This window comes from Bradyrhizobium iriomotense (genome assembly GCF_018130765.1).
Lineage (GTDB): Bacteria > Pseudomonadota > Alphaproteobacteria > Rhizobiales > Xanthobacteraceae > Bradyrhizobium > Bradyrhizobium iriomotense_A.
Map to the genome: position 1 here is coordinate 50,798 of NZ_JAFCJZ010000018.1, position 15,893 is coordinate 66,690.

The 15,893-nt window shown below is 64.4% G+C and carries 15 protein-coding genes and 1 tRNA gene; 5 read left to right on the top strand and 11 right to left on the bottom strand.

The genetic code is table 11. From position 1 onward, the window contains the following. Positions 1 to 11 precede the first annotated feature (11 nt). Positions 12 to 833, bottom strand: a complete 822-nt coding sequence (locus JQ635_RS27155; protein ID WP_211412849.1) for a substrate-binding domain-containing protein — start codon at positions 831 to 833, stop codon at positions 12 to 14. A gap of 29 nt (positions 834 to 862) precedes the next feature. On the opposite strand from JQ635_RS27155, the gene JQ635_RS27160 reads away from it, so the two are divergent. From JQ635_RS27160 to JQ635_RS27170, 3 genes are all read left to right on the top strand, one after another. Beyond that, positions 863 to 1,174 carry a hypothetical protein gene (locus JQ635_RS27160; RefSeq protein WP_211412850.1) on the top strand — a complete coding sequence of 104 codons (312 nt, stop codon included), beginning with the start codon at positions 863 to 865 and terminating at the stop codon, positions 1,172 to 1,174. Beyond that, positions 1,162 to 2,055, top strand: a complete 894-nt coding sequence (locus tag JQ635_RS27165; protein ID WP_211412851.1) for a helix-turn-helix transcriptional regulator — start codon at positions 1,162 to 1,164, stop codon at positions 2,053 to 2,055. The genes JQ635_RS27160 and JQ635_RS27165 overlap by 13 nt, the downstream gene beginning before the upstream one ends. 103 nt (positions 2,056 to 2,158) lie before the next feature. Then, positions 2,159 to 3,373 (top strand): ABC transporter substrate-binding protein, encoded by a 1,215-nt coding sequence (locus tag JQ635_RS27170; protein WP_211412852.1) that lies wholly within the window; start codon positions 2,159 to 2,161, stop codon positions 3,371 to 3,373. A gap of 242 nt (positions 3,374 to 3,615) precedes the next feature. Here the strand turns inward: JQ635_RS27170 and JQ635_RS27175 are convergent, their stop codons facing one another. Further along, positions 3,616 to 4,581: a TAXI family TRAP transporter solute-binding subunit gene (locus JQ635_RS27175; RefSeq protein ID WP_211412853.1), complete on the bottom strand. Its 966-nt coding sequence runs from the start codon at positions 4,579 to 4,581 to the stop codon at positions 3,616 to 3,618. A gap of 106 nt (positions 4,582 to 4,687) precedes the next feature. Between JQ635_RS27175 and JQ635_RS27180 the strand changes: the two genes are divergently transcribed. Further along, the gene (locus tag JQ635_RS27180; protein WP_211412854.1) at positions 4,688 to 5,662 is read left to right on the top strand and encodes a Bug family tripartite tricarboxylate transporter substrate binding protein; all 975 of its coding nucleotides are present in this window, start codon (positions 4,688 to 4,690) and stop codon (positions 5,660 to 5,662) included. 410 nt (positions 5,663 to 6,072) lie between these two features. Further along, a tRNA-Ile gene (locus tag JQ635_RS27185) sits at positions 6,073 to 6,148 on the top strand. A 129-nt stretch (positions 6,149 to 6,277) separates the two neighbouring features. Here JQ635_RS27185 and JQ635_RS27190 read toward each other — a convergent pair. The 9 genes from JQ635_RS27190 to JQ635_RS27230 all read right to left on the bottom strand — a co-directional run bounded on the left by JQ635_RS27190 (position 6,278) and on the right by JQ635_RS27230 (position 15,594). After that, on the bottom strand, positions 6,278 to 6,769 hold the full coding sequence (locus tag JQ635_RS27190) for a hypothetical protein (RefSeq protein WP_211412855.1): 492 nt from the start codon (positions 6,767 to 6,769) through the stop codon (positions 6,278 to 6,280). Between the two features lie 68 nt (positions 6,770 to 6,837). Then, positions 6,838 to 7,350 (bottom strand): SRPBCC family protein, encoded by a 513-nt coding sequence (locus JQ635_RS27195; protein WP_211412856.1) that lies wholly within the window; start codon positions 7,348 to 7,350, stop codon positions 6,838 to 6,840. Next, positions 7,341 to 8,201 (bottom strand): XdhC family protein, encoded by an 861-nt coding sequence (locus JQ635_RS27200; protein WP_211412857.1) that lies wholly within the window; start codon positions 8,199 to 8,201, stop codon positions 7,341 to 7,343. Before JQ635_RS27200 ends, JQ635_RS27195 begins: the two co-directional genes overlap by 10 nt. A 12-nt stretch (positions 8,202 to 8,213) precedes the next feature. Next, positions 8,214 to 9,422 (bottom strand): vWA domain-containing protein, encoded by a 1,209-nt coding sequence (locus JQ635_RS27205; protein ID WP_211412858.1) that lies wholly within the window; start codon positions 9,420 to 9,422, stop codon positions 8,214 to 8,216. Then, on the bottom strand, positions 9,419 to 10,288 hold the full coding sequence (locus JQ635_RS27210; RefSeq protein ID WP_211412859.1) for an AAA family ATPase: 870 nt from the start codon (positions 10,286 to 10,288) through the stop codon (positions 9,419 to 9,421). The genes JQ635_RS27205 and JQ635_RS27210 overlap by 4 nt, the downstream gene beginning before the upstream one ends. Positions 10,289 to 10,290: 2 nt before the next feature. After that, positions 10,291 to 12,711: an aerobic carbon-monoxide dehydrogenase large subunit gene (locus JQ635_RS27215; RefSeq protein WP_211412860.1), complete on the bottom strand. Its 2,421-nt coding sequence runs from the start codon at positions 12,709 to 12,711 to the stop codon at positions 10,291 to 10,293. Further along, positions 12,708 to 13,208 (bottom strand): (2Fe-2S)-binding protein, encoded by a 501-nt coding sequence (locus tag JQ635_RS27220; RefSeq protein WP_211412861.1) that lies wholly within the window; start codon positions 13,206 to 13,208, stop codon positions 12,708 to 12,710. The genes JQ635_RS27215 and JQ635_RS27220 overlap by 4 nt, the downstream gene beginning before the upstream one ends. A 10-nt stretch (positions 13,209 to 13,218) precedes the next feature. Further along, on the bottom strand, positions 13,219 to 14,082 hold the full coding sequence (locus JQ635_RS27225; protein ID WP_211412862.1) for an FAD binding domain-containing protein: 864 nt from the start codon (positions 14,080 to 14,082) through the stop codon (positions 13,219 to 13,221). Between the two features lie 321 nt (positions 14,083 to 14,403). Further along, entirely contained in the window at positions 14,404 to 15,594 is a 1,191-nt protein-coding gene (locus JQ635_RS27230; RefSeq protein ID WP_211412863.1) for an MHYT domain-containing protein, read from the bottom strand. Between the last annotated feature and the right edge of the window lie 299 nt (positions 15,595 to 15,893).

Here is a 15,893-nt window from a genome sequence, read left to right on the forward strand (position 1 = left end):
AGATGACGATCTCAGCCGCCCGTCTTGTCCGCATTTGGAAAGAACAGCTGCTGGCCGTCGACCTTGTAGGCTGCGATCGCAGCCTGCCCCTCCGGCGAGATCAGCCAGTCGACGAAGGTCTGCCCCAGCTCCTTCTTCACGTTCAGGAACTTCTCGGGGCTCATCAGCATCACGCCGTATTGGTTGAGCAGCCGCTTGTCGCCTTCGACGACGACGTCGAGATCACCGCGATCCCTGAAGCCGATCCAGCTGCCGCGGTCCGACAGCACATAGGCATTCGCGGCGCGCGCGGCCTCGAGTGCCGCGCCCATGCCCTGCTTGGCCTCGCGATACCAGGCGCCCTTGGCGGCAGCGATGTCGATGCCGGCGACGATCCAGAGCGCGAGCTCCGCAGCGTGGGTGCCCGAGCGATCGCCGCGCGTCACAAACGGCGCGCCCTTGGCCTCGATCGCCTTGAGCGCGGTCGCGATGTCCTTGCCCTTGACGCCGGCGGGATCGCTCTTCGGCCCGATCAGCACGTAGTCGTTGTACATCACGTCGAAGCGCTTCGCGGCAAAACCGTCGGCGACGAATTTTTCCTCCTGCGGCCGTGCGTGCGTCAGCACGACATCCGCCTCGCCCTTTCGCGCGCCGTCGAGCACCTCGTCGGCACGCCGCGCGATCACCCTCACATCGATGCCGGTCTTGTCGCGGAAGATCGGCAGCAGATGATCGAGCAGGCCGGACTCCTGCGTCGATGTCGTCGTGGCCAGAACGATCGCACGATCTTGCGCGAAGGAAGCAGCAAGGCCGCAGAGAAGCGCGAATGCAACGGACAGGCGGCGAGCGGCCATGAGCTGGTTCCTTTCGATATGACGCGATCATGATGATGGATTGCGCCGCACTCGTGACGCCAATCGCGCTGCCGTTCGGGATATTTCGGCAACGCACGACGCGGCACGGCGATTGCAAAACCGCCGATCGCATGCACGTTCGCGACAGCCGCAAGGCCCGCACCATCGAGCGCTTGAGGATCGTTCACCAAAGCAGAAATCGCGCGCGCGGATGTGTTGCAAAGCAACGAGATGATCGGGCATGGTTCCCGCGGACAGAAAATGAAATGCAGAATTCCACCTGCGACGAACGTCCAAAAAGAAGCAAGAATTTGCATAGGAATGCAGGATGGAATTCCTGACGACCAGTGAAGCCGCTGACTATCTCCGACTTGGCGAACGCAAGCTCTACGAACTCGTCACCACCGGTGCGATTCCCTGCAGCAAGGTGACCGGTAAGTGGCTCTTCCCCAGGCACGAGCTCGACCTCTGGGTGCTTTCCGGCCTCGCGCGTCCGGCGGGCATGCTGACCACCGAGCCGCCGCCGGTCATGGGCGGCAGCCAGGACGAGCTGCTGGATTGGAGCCTGCGCGAATCCGGCTCGGGCCTCGGGTCGATGAGCGAGGGCAGCGCGCGCGGGCTCGAGCGCCTGCAGCGCGACGAGGTGATGGCCGTGGCCGTGCACTTCCACAGCCTGGACGCCGCCGGCAATCTTGCCGCCGACGCCAGTGTGACGGCGCTGCAAAACGCTCCAGACCTTCATGACGCGCTGCTGGTCGCATTCGTGCGCCGCGAGCAGGGCCTCGTGCTGCCGCCGGGCAATCCGAAACGGCTGCACGGCCTCGCCGACGTACTCGCGGTCGGCGCCAGGATGGCGATGCGACAACAGGGCACAGGCGCGCAGATGCTGCTCGAGGCGTTGCTGAAGCGCGCGGACGCCACGACGCGCGATTTGCGCCGGGTGGAGGCGCCGGCCCTGACCGGGCCGGATCTCGCCGAAATGGTCCGCGCCGGCCAAGCCGATTGCGGGATCGCGACGCGCGCGGCGGCGCGCTCGGCCGGCCTCGATTTCGTGCCGCTGGTCTGGGAGAATTTTGACCTCGCGATGCGGCAGCGCAGCTATTTCCGCCCCGCCATGCAGGCCCTGATCCGGTTTCTCAGCGAAAGACGGCTGCGCCAGCGCGCCGAGGAGCTGACCGGCTATGACCCCTCGCCGGCGGGGCAGGTCCGCTTCGCGGCCTGAGATTGACGCCCACCCCTGAATAGTTGCAAAAGAAACCAATTCAGCCGGGCCATACCCGGCGAAGGCAACACCGGCCAACGCGCCGGATCAGGGGAGGACAAACGTGAAGCGAGCGAGATTTGGACTGCCGGTCGCGGCCGCGCTGGCAGCGACCCTGCTGCCGGGCACCGCCATGGCGCAGGTGTCCGACAACGTCGTCAAGATCGGCGTGCTCACCGACATGAACGGCCCCGCCTCCGCGCCGACCGGCCAGGGCTCGGTGACCGCGGCGCAGATGGCGATCGACGATTTCGGCGGCACCGTGCTCGGCAAGCCGATCAGCATCGTGGTCGGCGACCATCAACTCAAGGCCGACATCGGCGCCTCGCTCGCGCGGCGCTGGTTCGACGTCGACCAGGTCGACCTGATCGTCGACGTGCCGGTCTCCGCGGTCGGGCTCGCGGTGCAGAACATCGCCAACGAGAAGAAGCGGCTGTTCATCACCCACTCCACCGGCACCGCGGATTTCCACGGCAAGTTCTGCTCGCCTTACGCGATCCAGTGGGTGTTCGACACCCGCGCGCTCGCGGTCGGCACCGCGGACGCCGTGGTCAAGCGCGGCGGCGACAGCTGGTTCTTCATCACCGACGACTACGCCTTCGGCCACTCGCTGGAGCGCGATGCCTCCAGCGTCGTCACCGCGAATGGCGGCAAGGTGCTGGGTTCGGTGCGGCCGCCGCTGGCAACGCCTGACCTCTCCTCCTTCGTGCTGCAGGCGCAGGCCTCCAAGGCCAAGATCATCGGCATTGCCGCCGGTCCCCCCAACAACATGAACGAGATCAAGACCGGCTCGGAGTTCGGCGTGTTCAAGGGCGGCCAGCAGATGGCGGCGCTGCTGGCGCTGATCACCGACATCCACGGCCTCGGCCTGCAGGCCGCGCAGGGCCTGCTGCTGACCACCTCGTTCTACTGGGACATGGACGACAAGACGCGTGAATGGTCGAAGCGCTATTTCGCCAAGATGAACAAGATGCCGTCGATGTGGCAGGCCGGCGTCTATTCCAGCGTGATGCACTATCTCAACGCCATCAAGGAGACCGGCACCGACGACCCGCTCAAGGTCGCGGCAAAGATGCGCGAGAAGCCGATCGAGGATTTCTTCGCCCGCAACGGCCGCTTACGCGAGGACAATCTGATGGTGCACGACCTCTGGCTGGTGCAGGTGAAGACGCCGGAGGAGAGCAAATATCCGTGGGACTATTACAAGATCCTCACGACGATTTCCGGTGACAAGGCGTTCGGCCCACCGGACCCGGCATGTGCGATGGTGAAGAAGTGACGATCGGCGAGTAAGAGGCCGCGATGACGGTGCACCCTCTCCCCTTGTGGGAGAGGGTGGATTCGCGAAGCGAAGCCGGGTGAGGGGTTGTCTCCGCGAACTTCTCTCTCGCAGCTGAATTCCCGGAGAGATACCCCTCATCCGGCGCCATAGCCGAAGCTTCGCTTCGGCGTCCTTAAGAACGACGGCCAAAGGCCGCCTATGCCACCTTCTCCCACAAGGGGAGAAGGGAAGTAAGAGAGCTATTTCACCACGCCGATCTCGCGAAAATACTTCATCACACCCGGATGAATCAGCTCCGGCTTCGGCACGGCCGCGACCGTGTTCGCGGCCGTGGTCTCGCAGGCCTGTGCGAGCTTCTTGCAGAAATTCGCCTCGGCACCGTGCAGCGTCTTCGCCAGCCGATAGGCGACATCGTCGGGCAGATCCTCGCGTGTCAGCACAAAGCTCCACGAGCCGAGCGAGGCAATCGGCTCGGACTGCTTCGGGTAGCTGCCGGCCGGCACAGTGAGTGGCTTCAGGAACGCATGCTTGGCGCGGATGCGGGTGATCTCCTCCGCGCTTGGAGCGATGAAGCGCGCGCCTGACGCGCTCGAGGCCACTGCGGCAAAGCCGGGCCAGCCGATGCCGGCGCCCCAGAGCGCTGCGACGCGGCCGTCTTCGACCATCGCGGGGCCATCGCCGGCGCGGTCGAGATAGACGGCCTTGAAGTCCTCGTCCTGCTTCAGACCAAGCCCATCGAGCACATAGCGCGCCAGGATCGGCAGGCCCGAGCCCTTTGCGCCGAACGCGACGGGCTGGCCGACGAGATCGGCAATCGTCCTGTAGGGACTGTCCGCCCGCACCACGAACATGCCGGGGTTGGAATAGATCGCCGTGAGAATCTTCAGCCGCACCGGCGCGCGGCCGATGCCGGCGAAGGCCTCGTAGGCCGGCTCGCCCGCCACCAGCGCGAGATCGAGCTCGCCCTTCTCCAGCAGCGGGATGTTCTCGTTGCTGCCCTTGGTATTGCGCGGGACGATGGTGATGACCGGATCGGCCGCATTCATCACCTCGGCGAAGGCGTTGCCATAGAGCGGGAAGCCGCCGCCGGGTGTCGCGGTGCCCAAGCTGAGTGTCGTGGTGGGAATGGCGTTGCCTCCGGTTTGAGCGGCGGCAGGGCTGCCGAGCAGCGCCGCGGCGAAAAGGATAAGACGAGCGAATCTCATGGTCGGTCTCGGCGGGTCTGCGTCAACACCGACTTGCGGCGATGTAGGCAGCGGCGCGTTTTTGTGAAAGCATGCCCCCAACGACAATAGAACAATGGGAGGCGTCATGTTGCGAATTTTGCGTAAAACTGTTTTCGGGCTTGCAGTTCTCTTCGGTCTTTTCAGCACCACCCCTCCCGCCGCTGCCGGCTATCCCGACCGCCCCGTGCACTGGCTGATCGGCTTCGCCGCGGGCGGCCCGGTCGACATCGTGGCGCGGATCATGGCGCAGGCGCTCTCGGATCGGCTCGGCCAGCAATTCATCGTCGAGAACCGCACCGGCTCCGGCGGCAACATCGCGGCCGCTGCCGCGGTCAACTCGCCGGCCGACGGCTACACGCTGCTGTTCGTCGCGCCCAACAACGCGATCTCGACCTCGCTCTACAAGAAGCTGCCGTTCGACTTCCTGCGCGACACCGTGCCGGTGGCGAGCATCATGCAGCTCACCAACATGCTGGTCGTCTCCAACGCGTTTCCGCCGAAGACGGTCCAGGAGTTCATCGACTATTGCAAGGCCAATCCGGGCAAGATCTCCTATGCCTCGTCCGGCAACGGCACCTCGGTGCACATGTCGGCCGAGCTGTTCAAGGCGATGACCAAGTGCGACATGATCCACGTGCCCTATCGGGGCTCGGCGATCGCCTTCCCCGACATCATCTCCAACAAGGTGCAGCTGATCTTCGACAATTTGCCGTCCGCGCTGGAGCAGGTGAAGGGCGGCACTGTCCGCGCGCTCGGGGTGACCTCGCCGCAGCGCTGGCCGACCGTTCCCGACGTGCCCGCGATCGCCGAGACCGTGCCGGGCTTCGAATCGGTCGGCTTCTACGGCATCTCCGTGCCGAAGGGCACGCCGAGCGAGGTGATCGAGATCCTCAACAAGGCCGTCGGCGAAGCGCTCAAGGACCCGAAGGTGATCGCGCGGCTGACCGAGAATGGCGGCATCCCGAGGCCAATGACGCCCGCCGAGTTCGGCAAGCTGGTCAGTGACGAGACCGAGAAGTGGCGCAAGGTGGTGGAGTTCGCGGGGGTGTCGGTGGACTAGGGTGGGCCGCCGCGGGGTCCGTCGCTCGCCGGCAAGAGGTTTGAGGGGGCCAACAGGCCCTCTCAAACAAAAAGTGCGAAAACAACCCCATGCACAGTAGAGACGTGAGCAATCACAGGGGCTTACGGAAGCGAAAAATGGGCACCGGTCGATGATCTTCAGGGCTGTTTGACTTGTCGGGCAAAACAGTGGCAAAATGCCATTATTCCGAATTTCGCAGTCATCCGACGGCAGCGCTTTCCGCGCAGCGCCCGCGTTCCCCGCGATCACCGCACAGTTTGGCGCGTTTTCCTGATGCGAACCGGGGACCACTTCGCTTTGAAAACGCTTGAGGATTGCACCCCCGCCTCAGGCCCTGTAAACGAACCGCGCACCGTTGCCGGCCGCATTCCCGCGGCCGTCCCGCGGCGGGGCCTGTAGCTCAATGGTTAGAGCCGGCCGCTCATAACGGTCTGGTTGCAGGTTCGAGTCCTGCCGGGCCCACCAGGAAATCAATCACTTATCGGACTTTCATTTCGCCGGCCGTTGGGCCACCGCACCAGAAACGCCTCACTTCGTTGCTCGTTGCCATACTTCAGCAGTCCGCAAACTACCGCTCCGCAAGCGACCGCCCTCCTAATCACTGTGCCGTCGTACCCACCACTCTGCAAGCTCGTCCCGGAAGACGAGGTCCATCGGACGCATGCGGCTCGTCACCACAAGAAAGCTTTCTCCCTGTTCGCTGAGACGCCAAAGGGCGCTACTCAACGTGTCGTGAACCGAGCAGTAAGCTACGTCCCGATCAATAGCCGTGTCACCGACCGCCTGATCGAACGCCGCCTGACGGTGCCTGGCGATCGCTGCGATGAGGCTCGCCTGGCACACCACGCCACAGAAGGTGTCGTCCGCTCGGACAACCATTGCCGCCTTGCGGTCCAGCTCTATAAGACGTGAGACGGCAGAGCGCACGGAAAGAAGTGCAGGCACAATTGGCGTCGGCGCTCTACGGAGAAGAAGAAACTCTCCAATGTGCATCGCGATTCTCCTCGGAAGACGTGCGATGGCTAATCGCGAGGTCAGAACCGCGCCTTCGAGATGGTTCACATGCTCGGCATCGACGGCAGGCATCCCGGCCGCTGGCATAGGAGACCGGATTCGCCTTCTCTTATTGTCAGTTGTTGTCAGCCCTATCGGTACTAGGTCGCGCCGGTTAGTCGTTTCAGCCAACTCTTTCCGCCACCGCTGACCTGCTCAGCAGGCTCTGCGGGTCCTCCAACGACCGTCGCGAACGATTCAAAGAATTCGCCGGCGAGTTTCCTGGCAGTCGAATCAATCAGACGCGCCCCAAGCTGGGCGAGCTTGCCGCCGATCTGCGCCTGGACGTCGTAATGCAGCACCGTGACATCGGGGCTTTGCGATTCCAGCCGCACCGAAGCACCACCCTTGGCGAAGCCGGCGACGCCGCCTGAGCCCTCTCCCGAGATACGATAGCTGTTGGGTGGATCGAGGTCGGACAGCGTCACCTTCCCGCCGAAGGTCGCCTTGACCGGCCCGACCTTGAAAACGACTGTCGCGGTCATCTCATTCGGACCAGATGATTCGAGTGACTGACAGCCTGGAATGCACTGCTTCAGCACCTCGGGGTCGTTGAGCGCCGCCCACACCTTTTCACGCGACGCGGGAATGCGCTGGCTGTCGTTCATCTGCATGATTTGTCCTCGCTTCTACTTGCTTGAACCAACTTGGCCGCGCGTTGGCCGCGCCGGCGCACTTGCGTGATCTCGGCGAGGATCGACATGGCGATCTCCTCTGGCGTGATGGCGCCGAGATCGAGGCCAGCCGGTGCCTTGACGCAGTCGATCGCGGCGGCCTCAACGCCTTCCGCAGTCAGCTTCTCGCGCAGCGCCGCCATCTTGCGGCGGCTGCCGACGAAGGCGTGATAGGCGGCCTCCGTCGTCACTGCCGCGCGCAACGCGGCCTCGTCGCCCCTGCCTTGCGTCGACACCACGACAAAGCGCTTCGCCTCGTTGAGCTCGCCCAGCCGATAGCCGTCGATGACCGTGTCGGCATCCGGTGAAGCGGTGAGATCGGCGGGTGGCGCCGCGAGCGTGACGTGATAGCCAAGCGTGCGCGCCTGCCCGGCCAGCGACAGCGCGACCGGGCTCGCGCCGAGAATGACGAGCGAGGGATGCGGCAGCACCGGCTCGACGAAGATGTCCGTGGTGCCCTTGCTCGGGCACATGTTGCTGGCAAAGCGGATGCCTTCGCGACTCTCGCCCGGCTTGACACCAAGCTCGGCGAGCAGATTTTCCGGCTGCACCGAGACCATGCGCGGCTCGCCGTCCTCGAGCGCCTCGCGCGCCGCTTTCAGCACGGCGCCGCGGGCGCAGCCGCCGCCAATCCAGCCCGCAACGATCGTGCCGTCAGCCGCGATGATCGCTTTCGCGCCGGCCTTCGCCGCCGTCACCGACACCGTGCGTACGACGGTCGCGAGCACGAAGGCGCGCTCGGCGGCCTTCATCTGCGCCACCAGATCCAGCACTTCGACATGAGCAGTCATCGGCGCCTCCTGTTAGAGTTTCGCCAGATAGGGTTCGAGCTCTCGCAGGCTCTTCAGCGTATTGGCGGGCGCATAGAGGTCGACATGGGGCAGCGCGGCCTTGATGCCCCTGGCCTCGGGCGCGTAGCCCTGCCAAGCCATCATCGGATTCAGCCAGACGATGCGGCGGCAGCGCCGCGCCAGCGCCGCCATTTCTCGTCCGAGCAATTCGGCATCGCCGGTCTCGTAGCCGTCGGACACGATCATCACGCAACTGCGCGAATGGATCACGCGCGCCGCGTGCCAGCGGTTGAAGCTTTGCAGGCTCTCGCCGATCCTGGTCCCGCCGCCCGCGCCCTGTGCCATGATCGAGAGGCGATCCAGCGCGCGACCTGCGTCCTTCTCCTTCATCGCATCGGACACGTAGGCGAGGCGGGTGTGGAACAGGAACGCCTCGGCCTCGTGGAATTCATCGAGCACGCCGTGGATGAAGCGCAGAAATACGGACGTGTACATGCTCATCGAGCCGGAGGCGTCGAGCAGCACGATCAGCCGCAGCGGCTTGTCCTTGCGCTGCCGTTTCACGAGGCTGATCGGCACGCCGCCATGGCTGATGTTGCGGTGGATGGTTCGCCGGAGATCGAGCCGGTAGCCGCGCCGGCGCGCGAGATCGCGGCGCGTCAACCGCGTGCGCATGACTTTCGCGAGCTGCGCCGCAGCTTCATGGGCCTGCGCCACCTCGTCGGGATCGGCGAAGTTCCGAAAATCGACCTCGGCGAGATTTTCGGCGCGCGAGGCGCCTTCCATGCGCCCCTCAGCGCCGGCCGCCTCCGGCGCATCGTCAGATGACGGAATCCGGTCGGTGGCGGGTCGGCTGTCGCCCTGCTCCGGCCTCGCATCCTGCAAGCCCTTCAGCGATGGGCCATTGGCTCCTTTGGCCGACCCGATGGTTCGCGATCGCGAGCGCACGCGCTTGCCCAGCCAGAACGCGTCGAACAGTCCGTCGAACTTTTCCCACTCGGCTTTGCGTGCCGAGAACAGGTGTTTGAACGCCGAGCGCAACAAGCCCGGCCGCGCCGCGTAGCCCGCCGACATCAAGGCGGCAGCATCGCGCCCTTCCGCCAGTCCAATTCGAAAGCCGGCATCGCGCAACGTGCGAAGAAAAGCGGCGAGCTTGTTGGAGACGAGACGAGAGACCGCGTTGAGGTCGTCGAAGTCGGGGCTCGAGCCGCAGCAACTCATGCGACCCTCCCGAGCAGGCGCTGCGCCACTTCCGGCGTGACGCGAGCGCGATCCTCATGTGTTTTCAAGAGACAAATCAACGTCTCGAGCACGGTTTCGGGCGCATCGTGGAGGTCCCAGATCTCGAGTCCGACCAGCGCAGCCGCCCAGTCCAGCGTCTCCGCAACTCCCGGCACCTTCCGCAACTCCTCTTTCCGGACGCTCTCGACCATGCGCGCAATCTGCAGCGACAGCGACGGGCTCGCGCCTGCGATCCGCGCCAGGATGATGCGGGTCTCGCGGTCGACATCGGGATAGTCGACATAGTGGTAGAGGCAGCGCCGGCGCAGCGCATCGGAGAGCTCGCGCGTCCCGTTCGAGGTCAGCACCACATGGGGGATAGTGACGGCTGGGATCGTTCCGAGTTCGGGGATCGAGACCTGGAAGTCGGACAATAGTTCGAGCAGGAACGCCTCGAACTCGTCGTCGGCGCGATCGATTTCGTCGATCAACAGTACCGGCGCGTGCGCGCGGCGGATCGCAGCGAGCAGCGGCCGTTCCAGCAGATATTTCTCCGAGAAGATCTGATCCTCAATCTCCCCGGCATCGCCGCGATGCGCCTGGATTGCCAGCAATTGCCGCTGGTAATTCCATTCATAGAGCGCGGACGACTGATCAAGCCCCTCATAGCATTGCAGGCGGATCAGTTCGGTCGTATGCACCTTTGAAAGCGCTTTAGCGACCTCGGTCTTGCCGACACCCGCTTCGCCTTCGAGGAGTAGCGGACGCCGCAACAATTGCATCAGCGATATCGCAGTCGCCAGGTCCGCGTCGGCAATATAGCCCGCCGCGGCCAAGGCTTGCGCGATCTCGTCGCGGCCCTTCATGGCTACGCGACCGCTCCCAATTCCTTCGCGGCCTTCCAGTTGCGCCAGTAGTCATGCGGCATCTGGATGTGCGTCGAGCCAAGGAACGAGAACGCATCGTTGACGGCATTGGAGAAGGCCGGCACGCCGCCGACATTCGGGCTTTCGCCGACGCCCTTGGCGCCGATCGGATGATGCGGCGAGGGCGTGACGGTGAAGTCGGTCTCCCAATGCGGCGTCTCGACCGCGGTTGGCATGAAGAAATCCATGAACGAGCCGGTGACGACGTTGCCGGCCTCGTCGTAACGGATCTCCTGGCCCATCGCGATCGCAAACGCTTCGGTCAGGCCGCCATGCACCTGGCCTTCGATGATCATCGGATTGATGCGAGTGCCGCAATCATCCAGCGCATAGAAGCGCCGGACCTTGTACACGCCCGTATCGACGTCGATGTCCATCACGCAGAGATAGGCGCCGAACGGATAGGTCATATTGGGCGGATCGTAATAGCTCACCGCCTCCAGCCCCGGCTCCATGCCGGGCGGTACGGAATTGTATGCCGCCCAACAAATGTCCTTCATCGACAAGAATCTCTCCGGCAGACCCTTCACGCGGAAGCCATCAATGTCCCATTCGAGGTCGTCCTCGTGGACTTCCAGCTTGTATGCCGCGATCATCTGCGCTTTGGCCTTGATCTTTCGCGCGGCCATGGCGATGGCGGCGCCCGCTACGGGCGTGGAGCGCGAGCCGTAAGTGCCGAGCCCGTAGGGTGCGGTGTCGGTGTTGCCCTCCTCGACCTGGATGTTGTCGGCCGGAATGCCGATCTCGGTCGCGATGATCTGGGCCCAGGTGGTCTCGTGCCCCTGACCCTGGCTCTTCGTTCCCATGCGCGCGATGCCGGTTCCGGTCGGATGCAAGCGGATCTCGCAGGAATCGAACATCGCGATCCCCAGGATGTCGCAGTTCTTGGAAGGACCGGCGCCAACAATCTCGGTGAAGAACGAGACTCCGAGCCCCATGATCTCGCGGGTCTCGCCGCGCTTGAAGGCCGCGCGCTTTTCCGCCTGCTCTTTCCGGAGCGCGGCGTAATTCGTCGTCTCCATCATCTTGCGCATAGCGGTATGGTAATCGCCGGAATCGTATTCCCAGCCCAGGGCTGAGTGATAGGGAAACTGCTCCGGCTTGATGAAATTCTTCAAGCGAAGCTCGGCCGGATCCATACCGAGCTTCTGCGCCAAAATGTCCATCGCGCGCTCGATGCAATAGGCGGCCTCGGTGACGCGGAACGAGCAGCGATAGGCGACGCCCCCCGGCGCCTTGTTGGTGTAGACGCCGTCGACCGCGAGGTGTGCTGTCGGGAAGTCATAAGAGCCGGTGACAATGTTGAAGAAGCCGGCCGGCCATTTCGACGGGTCGGCGCAGGCGTCGAACGCGCCGTGATCGGCGAGCACATGGACGCGCAAGCCCGTGACCTTGCCGTCCCTGGTCGCGGCAATCTCCGTAGTCATGTGATAATCGCGGGCGAACGAGGTCGCGGTGAGGTTCTCGATGCGGTCCTCGACCCATTTCACCGGCTTGCCGGTGACGATGGAGGCAACGGCCGCGCAGATGTAGCCGGGATAGGCGCCGACCTTGTTGCCAAAGCCGCCGCCGATGTCGGGCGCGATCACGTGGATCTTCTGCTCCGGCAGCTTTGCGATCAGCGACACCACGGTGCGGATCACATGCGGGGCCTGGAACGTGCCCCAGATCGTCAGCTCGCCCTTGATCTTGTCGAAGGAGCAGACGCACTGGCATGTCTCGAGCGGCGACGGATGGGTGCGGTGATAGGAGATCATCTCCTTGATCGTGACGTCGGCCTTCTTGAAAGCGGCGTCCGTCAGCTCCCTGTCGCCCACCGTCCATTCGAAGATGTGATTGTGATGCTTACGCGGACCGTGTGCGCCCGCGGTTTTGCCTGCGAGATCCTCGCGCAGCACCGGCGCATCGGGATCCATCGACTTGAACGGGTCGACCAGTGGCGGCAGCGGTTCGTATTCGACCACGACCTTGTTGATGCCGTCGTCGGCCGCATAACGGTCGGTCGCGACCACGAACGCGACCTCCTGATTCTGGAACAGCACCTTACCATCGGCCAAGACCATCTGCACGTCGCCCGCAAGTGTCGGCATCCAGGCGAGGTTGACGGTCTTCAACGTCTCGGCGGTGATGACCGCGAGCACGCCTGGGACTTTCAGTGCCTCGCTGTCGTCGATCTTCTTGACGCGCGCGTGCGGGTGCGGCGAGCGTACGAAGTCGCCATGCAGCATGCCCGGCAGCTTCACGTCGTCGACATAGTTGCCCTTGCCTTGCGTGAAGCGGATGTCTTCGACGCGCTTGCGCTTGCAGCCCATGCCTTCGAGTGCGGCTGCGCGTTGGTCCCGCGTGGGAGTCATATCGTTCATTCCGCGGCCTCCTTGAATTCGATGCCATTGAGCTTGGCAGCGGCGTATTGGATCGCCTTGACGATGTTCTGGTAACCCGTGCAGCGGCAGATGTTGCCGGAGATACCCATCCTGATTTCCTCTTCGGATGGCGAGGGATTCTCCTTCAGCAGTCGATGCGCCCGCATGATCATGCCGGGCGTGCAGAAGCCGCATTGCAGGCCGTGCATCATGCGGAACCCCTCCTGCAAGGCCGACAGCGAGCCGTCGGCATTGGCCATGCCCTCGATCGTGGTGATCTCGGAGCCGTTGGCCTGAACTGCGAACATCGTGCAGGACTTCACGGACATGCCGTCAATATCGACGGTGCAGGCGCCGCAATGAGTGGTCTCGCAGCCGATATGGGTGCCGGTCATCTGCAGGTTCTCGCGGATGAAGTGCACCAGCAGCGTGCGCGGCTCGACAAGCCCCTCGACCTCGGCGCCGTTCACTTTCATGGTCACATGTGTCTTTGCCATTGATCCCTCCCTAGCGCGCGCGGCTCGCAGCGCGTTGCAGCGCCCGCGTCACCATGATGCCGCCGACATGTTTACGGTATTCGACCGGGCCACGGGCATCCGCGGCCGGCGACATGATCGTCTCCGCCGCGGCGGCGGCCTTCTTCAGCGCGGCGCTATCGAGGTTCGTTCCGATCACGGCTTTCGCAGCATCGGCCGCGACCAGAGGCGTCTCGTGGACGTTGGTGAGACCGATGGTGCAGCTCGCGACCTTGCCGTCCGCCATGGTGAGCACGACCGCGGCGGCCGCGGTCGCGTAGTCGCCGACCTTCCGCTTAAGCTTTTCGTACGCGTAGCCGTGGCCGGCCGGCGGCGCGGGGACCGAGATCGAGGTGAGGATCTCACCCGGCTCGAGCGCTGTGAAATAGGCGCCCTGGTAGAAGTCAGCGGCCGCGACCTCGCGCGCGCCGCCGGGGCCCTCAAGGCGATAGGTCGCGCCCAGCGTCATCATCAGCGCCGGCATGTCGTTGCCGGGATCGCCATTGGCGACGTTGCCACCGATCGTCCCGCGATAGCGCACCTGCGGATCGGCGATCAGCAACGCCGCCTCGTGGAGGATCGGAACCGATTTGGCAATCTCGTCCGAGGCCAGCAGATCGTGCTGGGTGGTCATCGCGCCGATAAGGAGAGTATCGCCGTCGCGCCGGATGCCCTTGAGGCCAGCGATGCCGTGCAGGTCGACCAGATGGGCGGGGGAGGCTAGCCGAAGCTTCATCATCGGCACCAGGCTGTGCCCGCCGGCCAGTGGCCGCGCATCCTCGCCGAGGTCTGACAAGAGTTTGATGGCATCGGCGACACTCGCCGGCCGGTGATAGTTGAATGAGCCCGGGATCATCATCTCCTCCCAATCGTCTTTGGCGCGAACGGCGCGGACGTTGCCTGGACGGTCTCTCCGGGCGGGGCGAGCTGCAACACCAGCGGCACAGAACAGTAAATTTCGCACGAGTTGCGGCCCAGAACGCACGAATTGCGTCAGGGCCGACGACGTAAGAGCCGCGATCTCGCTGCAACCCCCTCCCGCTTGCGGGAGGAGGTCGGCGCGAAGCGCCGGGTGAGGGCTCTCTCCAAGAAGGGACTGCCCCGTTGCGGAGCCACCCTCACGCCACCCCTCCCCCGCAAGCGGCAGAGGGAGCGCTCCTACAGCGTGGAAAGGGTCTTACGCGTGCCGCCTGTTCGCCAGCCCCAGCCGCGCCTTCACCTCGGCGATCTTGGCCCGGCTCACCGGCACCCAATGCGGCGACGGGCCGTCGAGCTCAAGCACGGCGCCGTCGCCCTCTTTCCGGACCAGCGCGACATGGGGGATAGCGACGATATGGCTGCGGTGCACCCTCAGGAACAGCGAGGGATCGAGCTGCGCCTCGGCCTCCGAGATCGACCACGGGCACATCCGCTCGCGCGTGCCATCATGGACACGTGTGTAATGCGCATCCGCCCGGACGCTGCGGACGTCAGCCGCGTCGATGAAATGCGTGCCGCCGGCACCCTCCACCGGCAGCCGGGGAACGGGTGCCCGTGGCGGCTGGCCGATGCCGCCGAGCGGCGCGGGCATCGGCCGCGGCGATAGGGTCGTTTGAGCCACCGGCTCGAGCACGACAGCCGGGGAGATCACATCCGCCATCACCGCTGTCGGCTGCCGCCGGTCCGGCACCAGCGACAACAAGAAGCCGGCGGCGATCACGAAGCAGAGCACAGCAACGACGATCGATAGGATTTGCTGCGACGCAGCAAGGTTGCCGCCGAGATGCTGATGCCCGCTCGCCGTCAACGGCTCGAAATGCATGCCGAGCATCGCGGTGTAGTGCATGCCGGAGACGGCAACACCGAACGCGACTGCGCTGACGACCAGCCGAACGCCTTCCTGCTGCGCCAGGAAGGCGCGCAAGCCGCCGTAGGCGGTGACGATCGCAACGAGGATCGACAGCAGGACCATCCACTGGTCGTGCGCGATGGCGAAGGGACCGGCCAGCCCATGGATGCCAACGTAGTGCATGCTGGCGATGCCGACGCCGAGCAAGACGGCCGACGAGGCCACCCGCTTCAAGGACGGCTCGCCAATGCTCACGAAGAACAGGGAGATGCCGACCACCAGCGCGCAGATCAGGAACGAGATGATGGTGGGCAGGACCAGATAGACCGTATCCGGCGGCAGCGGCGCGGCCAGCATGCCGACGAAATGCATGGTCCAGATGCCGACGGCGAGAAATGCCGCTGCGCCTGCGAGCATCACGCGGTTACTGACGCCGGGCGTGTTGCGGATGCGAGCCGCAAGCGCAAAGCCGGTATAGCCACCCAGGCTCGCGATCGCCACAGAGAGCGCGACGAGATAGGGATCGTGTCCTTCGAACATGACCTTTTCGGCTCACCCGTCGCCACGGGCGAGCCTCCTCCCGTGGACGATTTTACACAGGCCTACTCACGTTGGTAGCCTATTGTTGACGGGTTTTTTGGCCACTTATCGGCCTTCACCTCTGCGGTCGTCGGGTTGCCGCACCAGAAATGCCTCCCCTTGTTGTTCGTCATATTTCAGCAGTCGCAAACGACTGATCGACATCTGACCTAGCCGCAGTCTTTTCCAATCGATCGTAGCGAGGATGGGCTTCGCAAGAAAAGGCCAAGCAGTGCTGCTTGAGCGACAATAAACGGCCG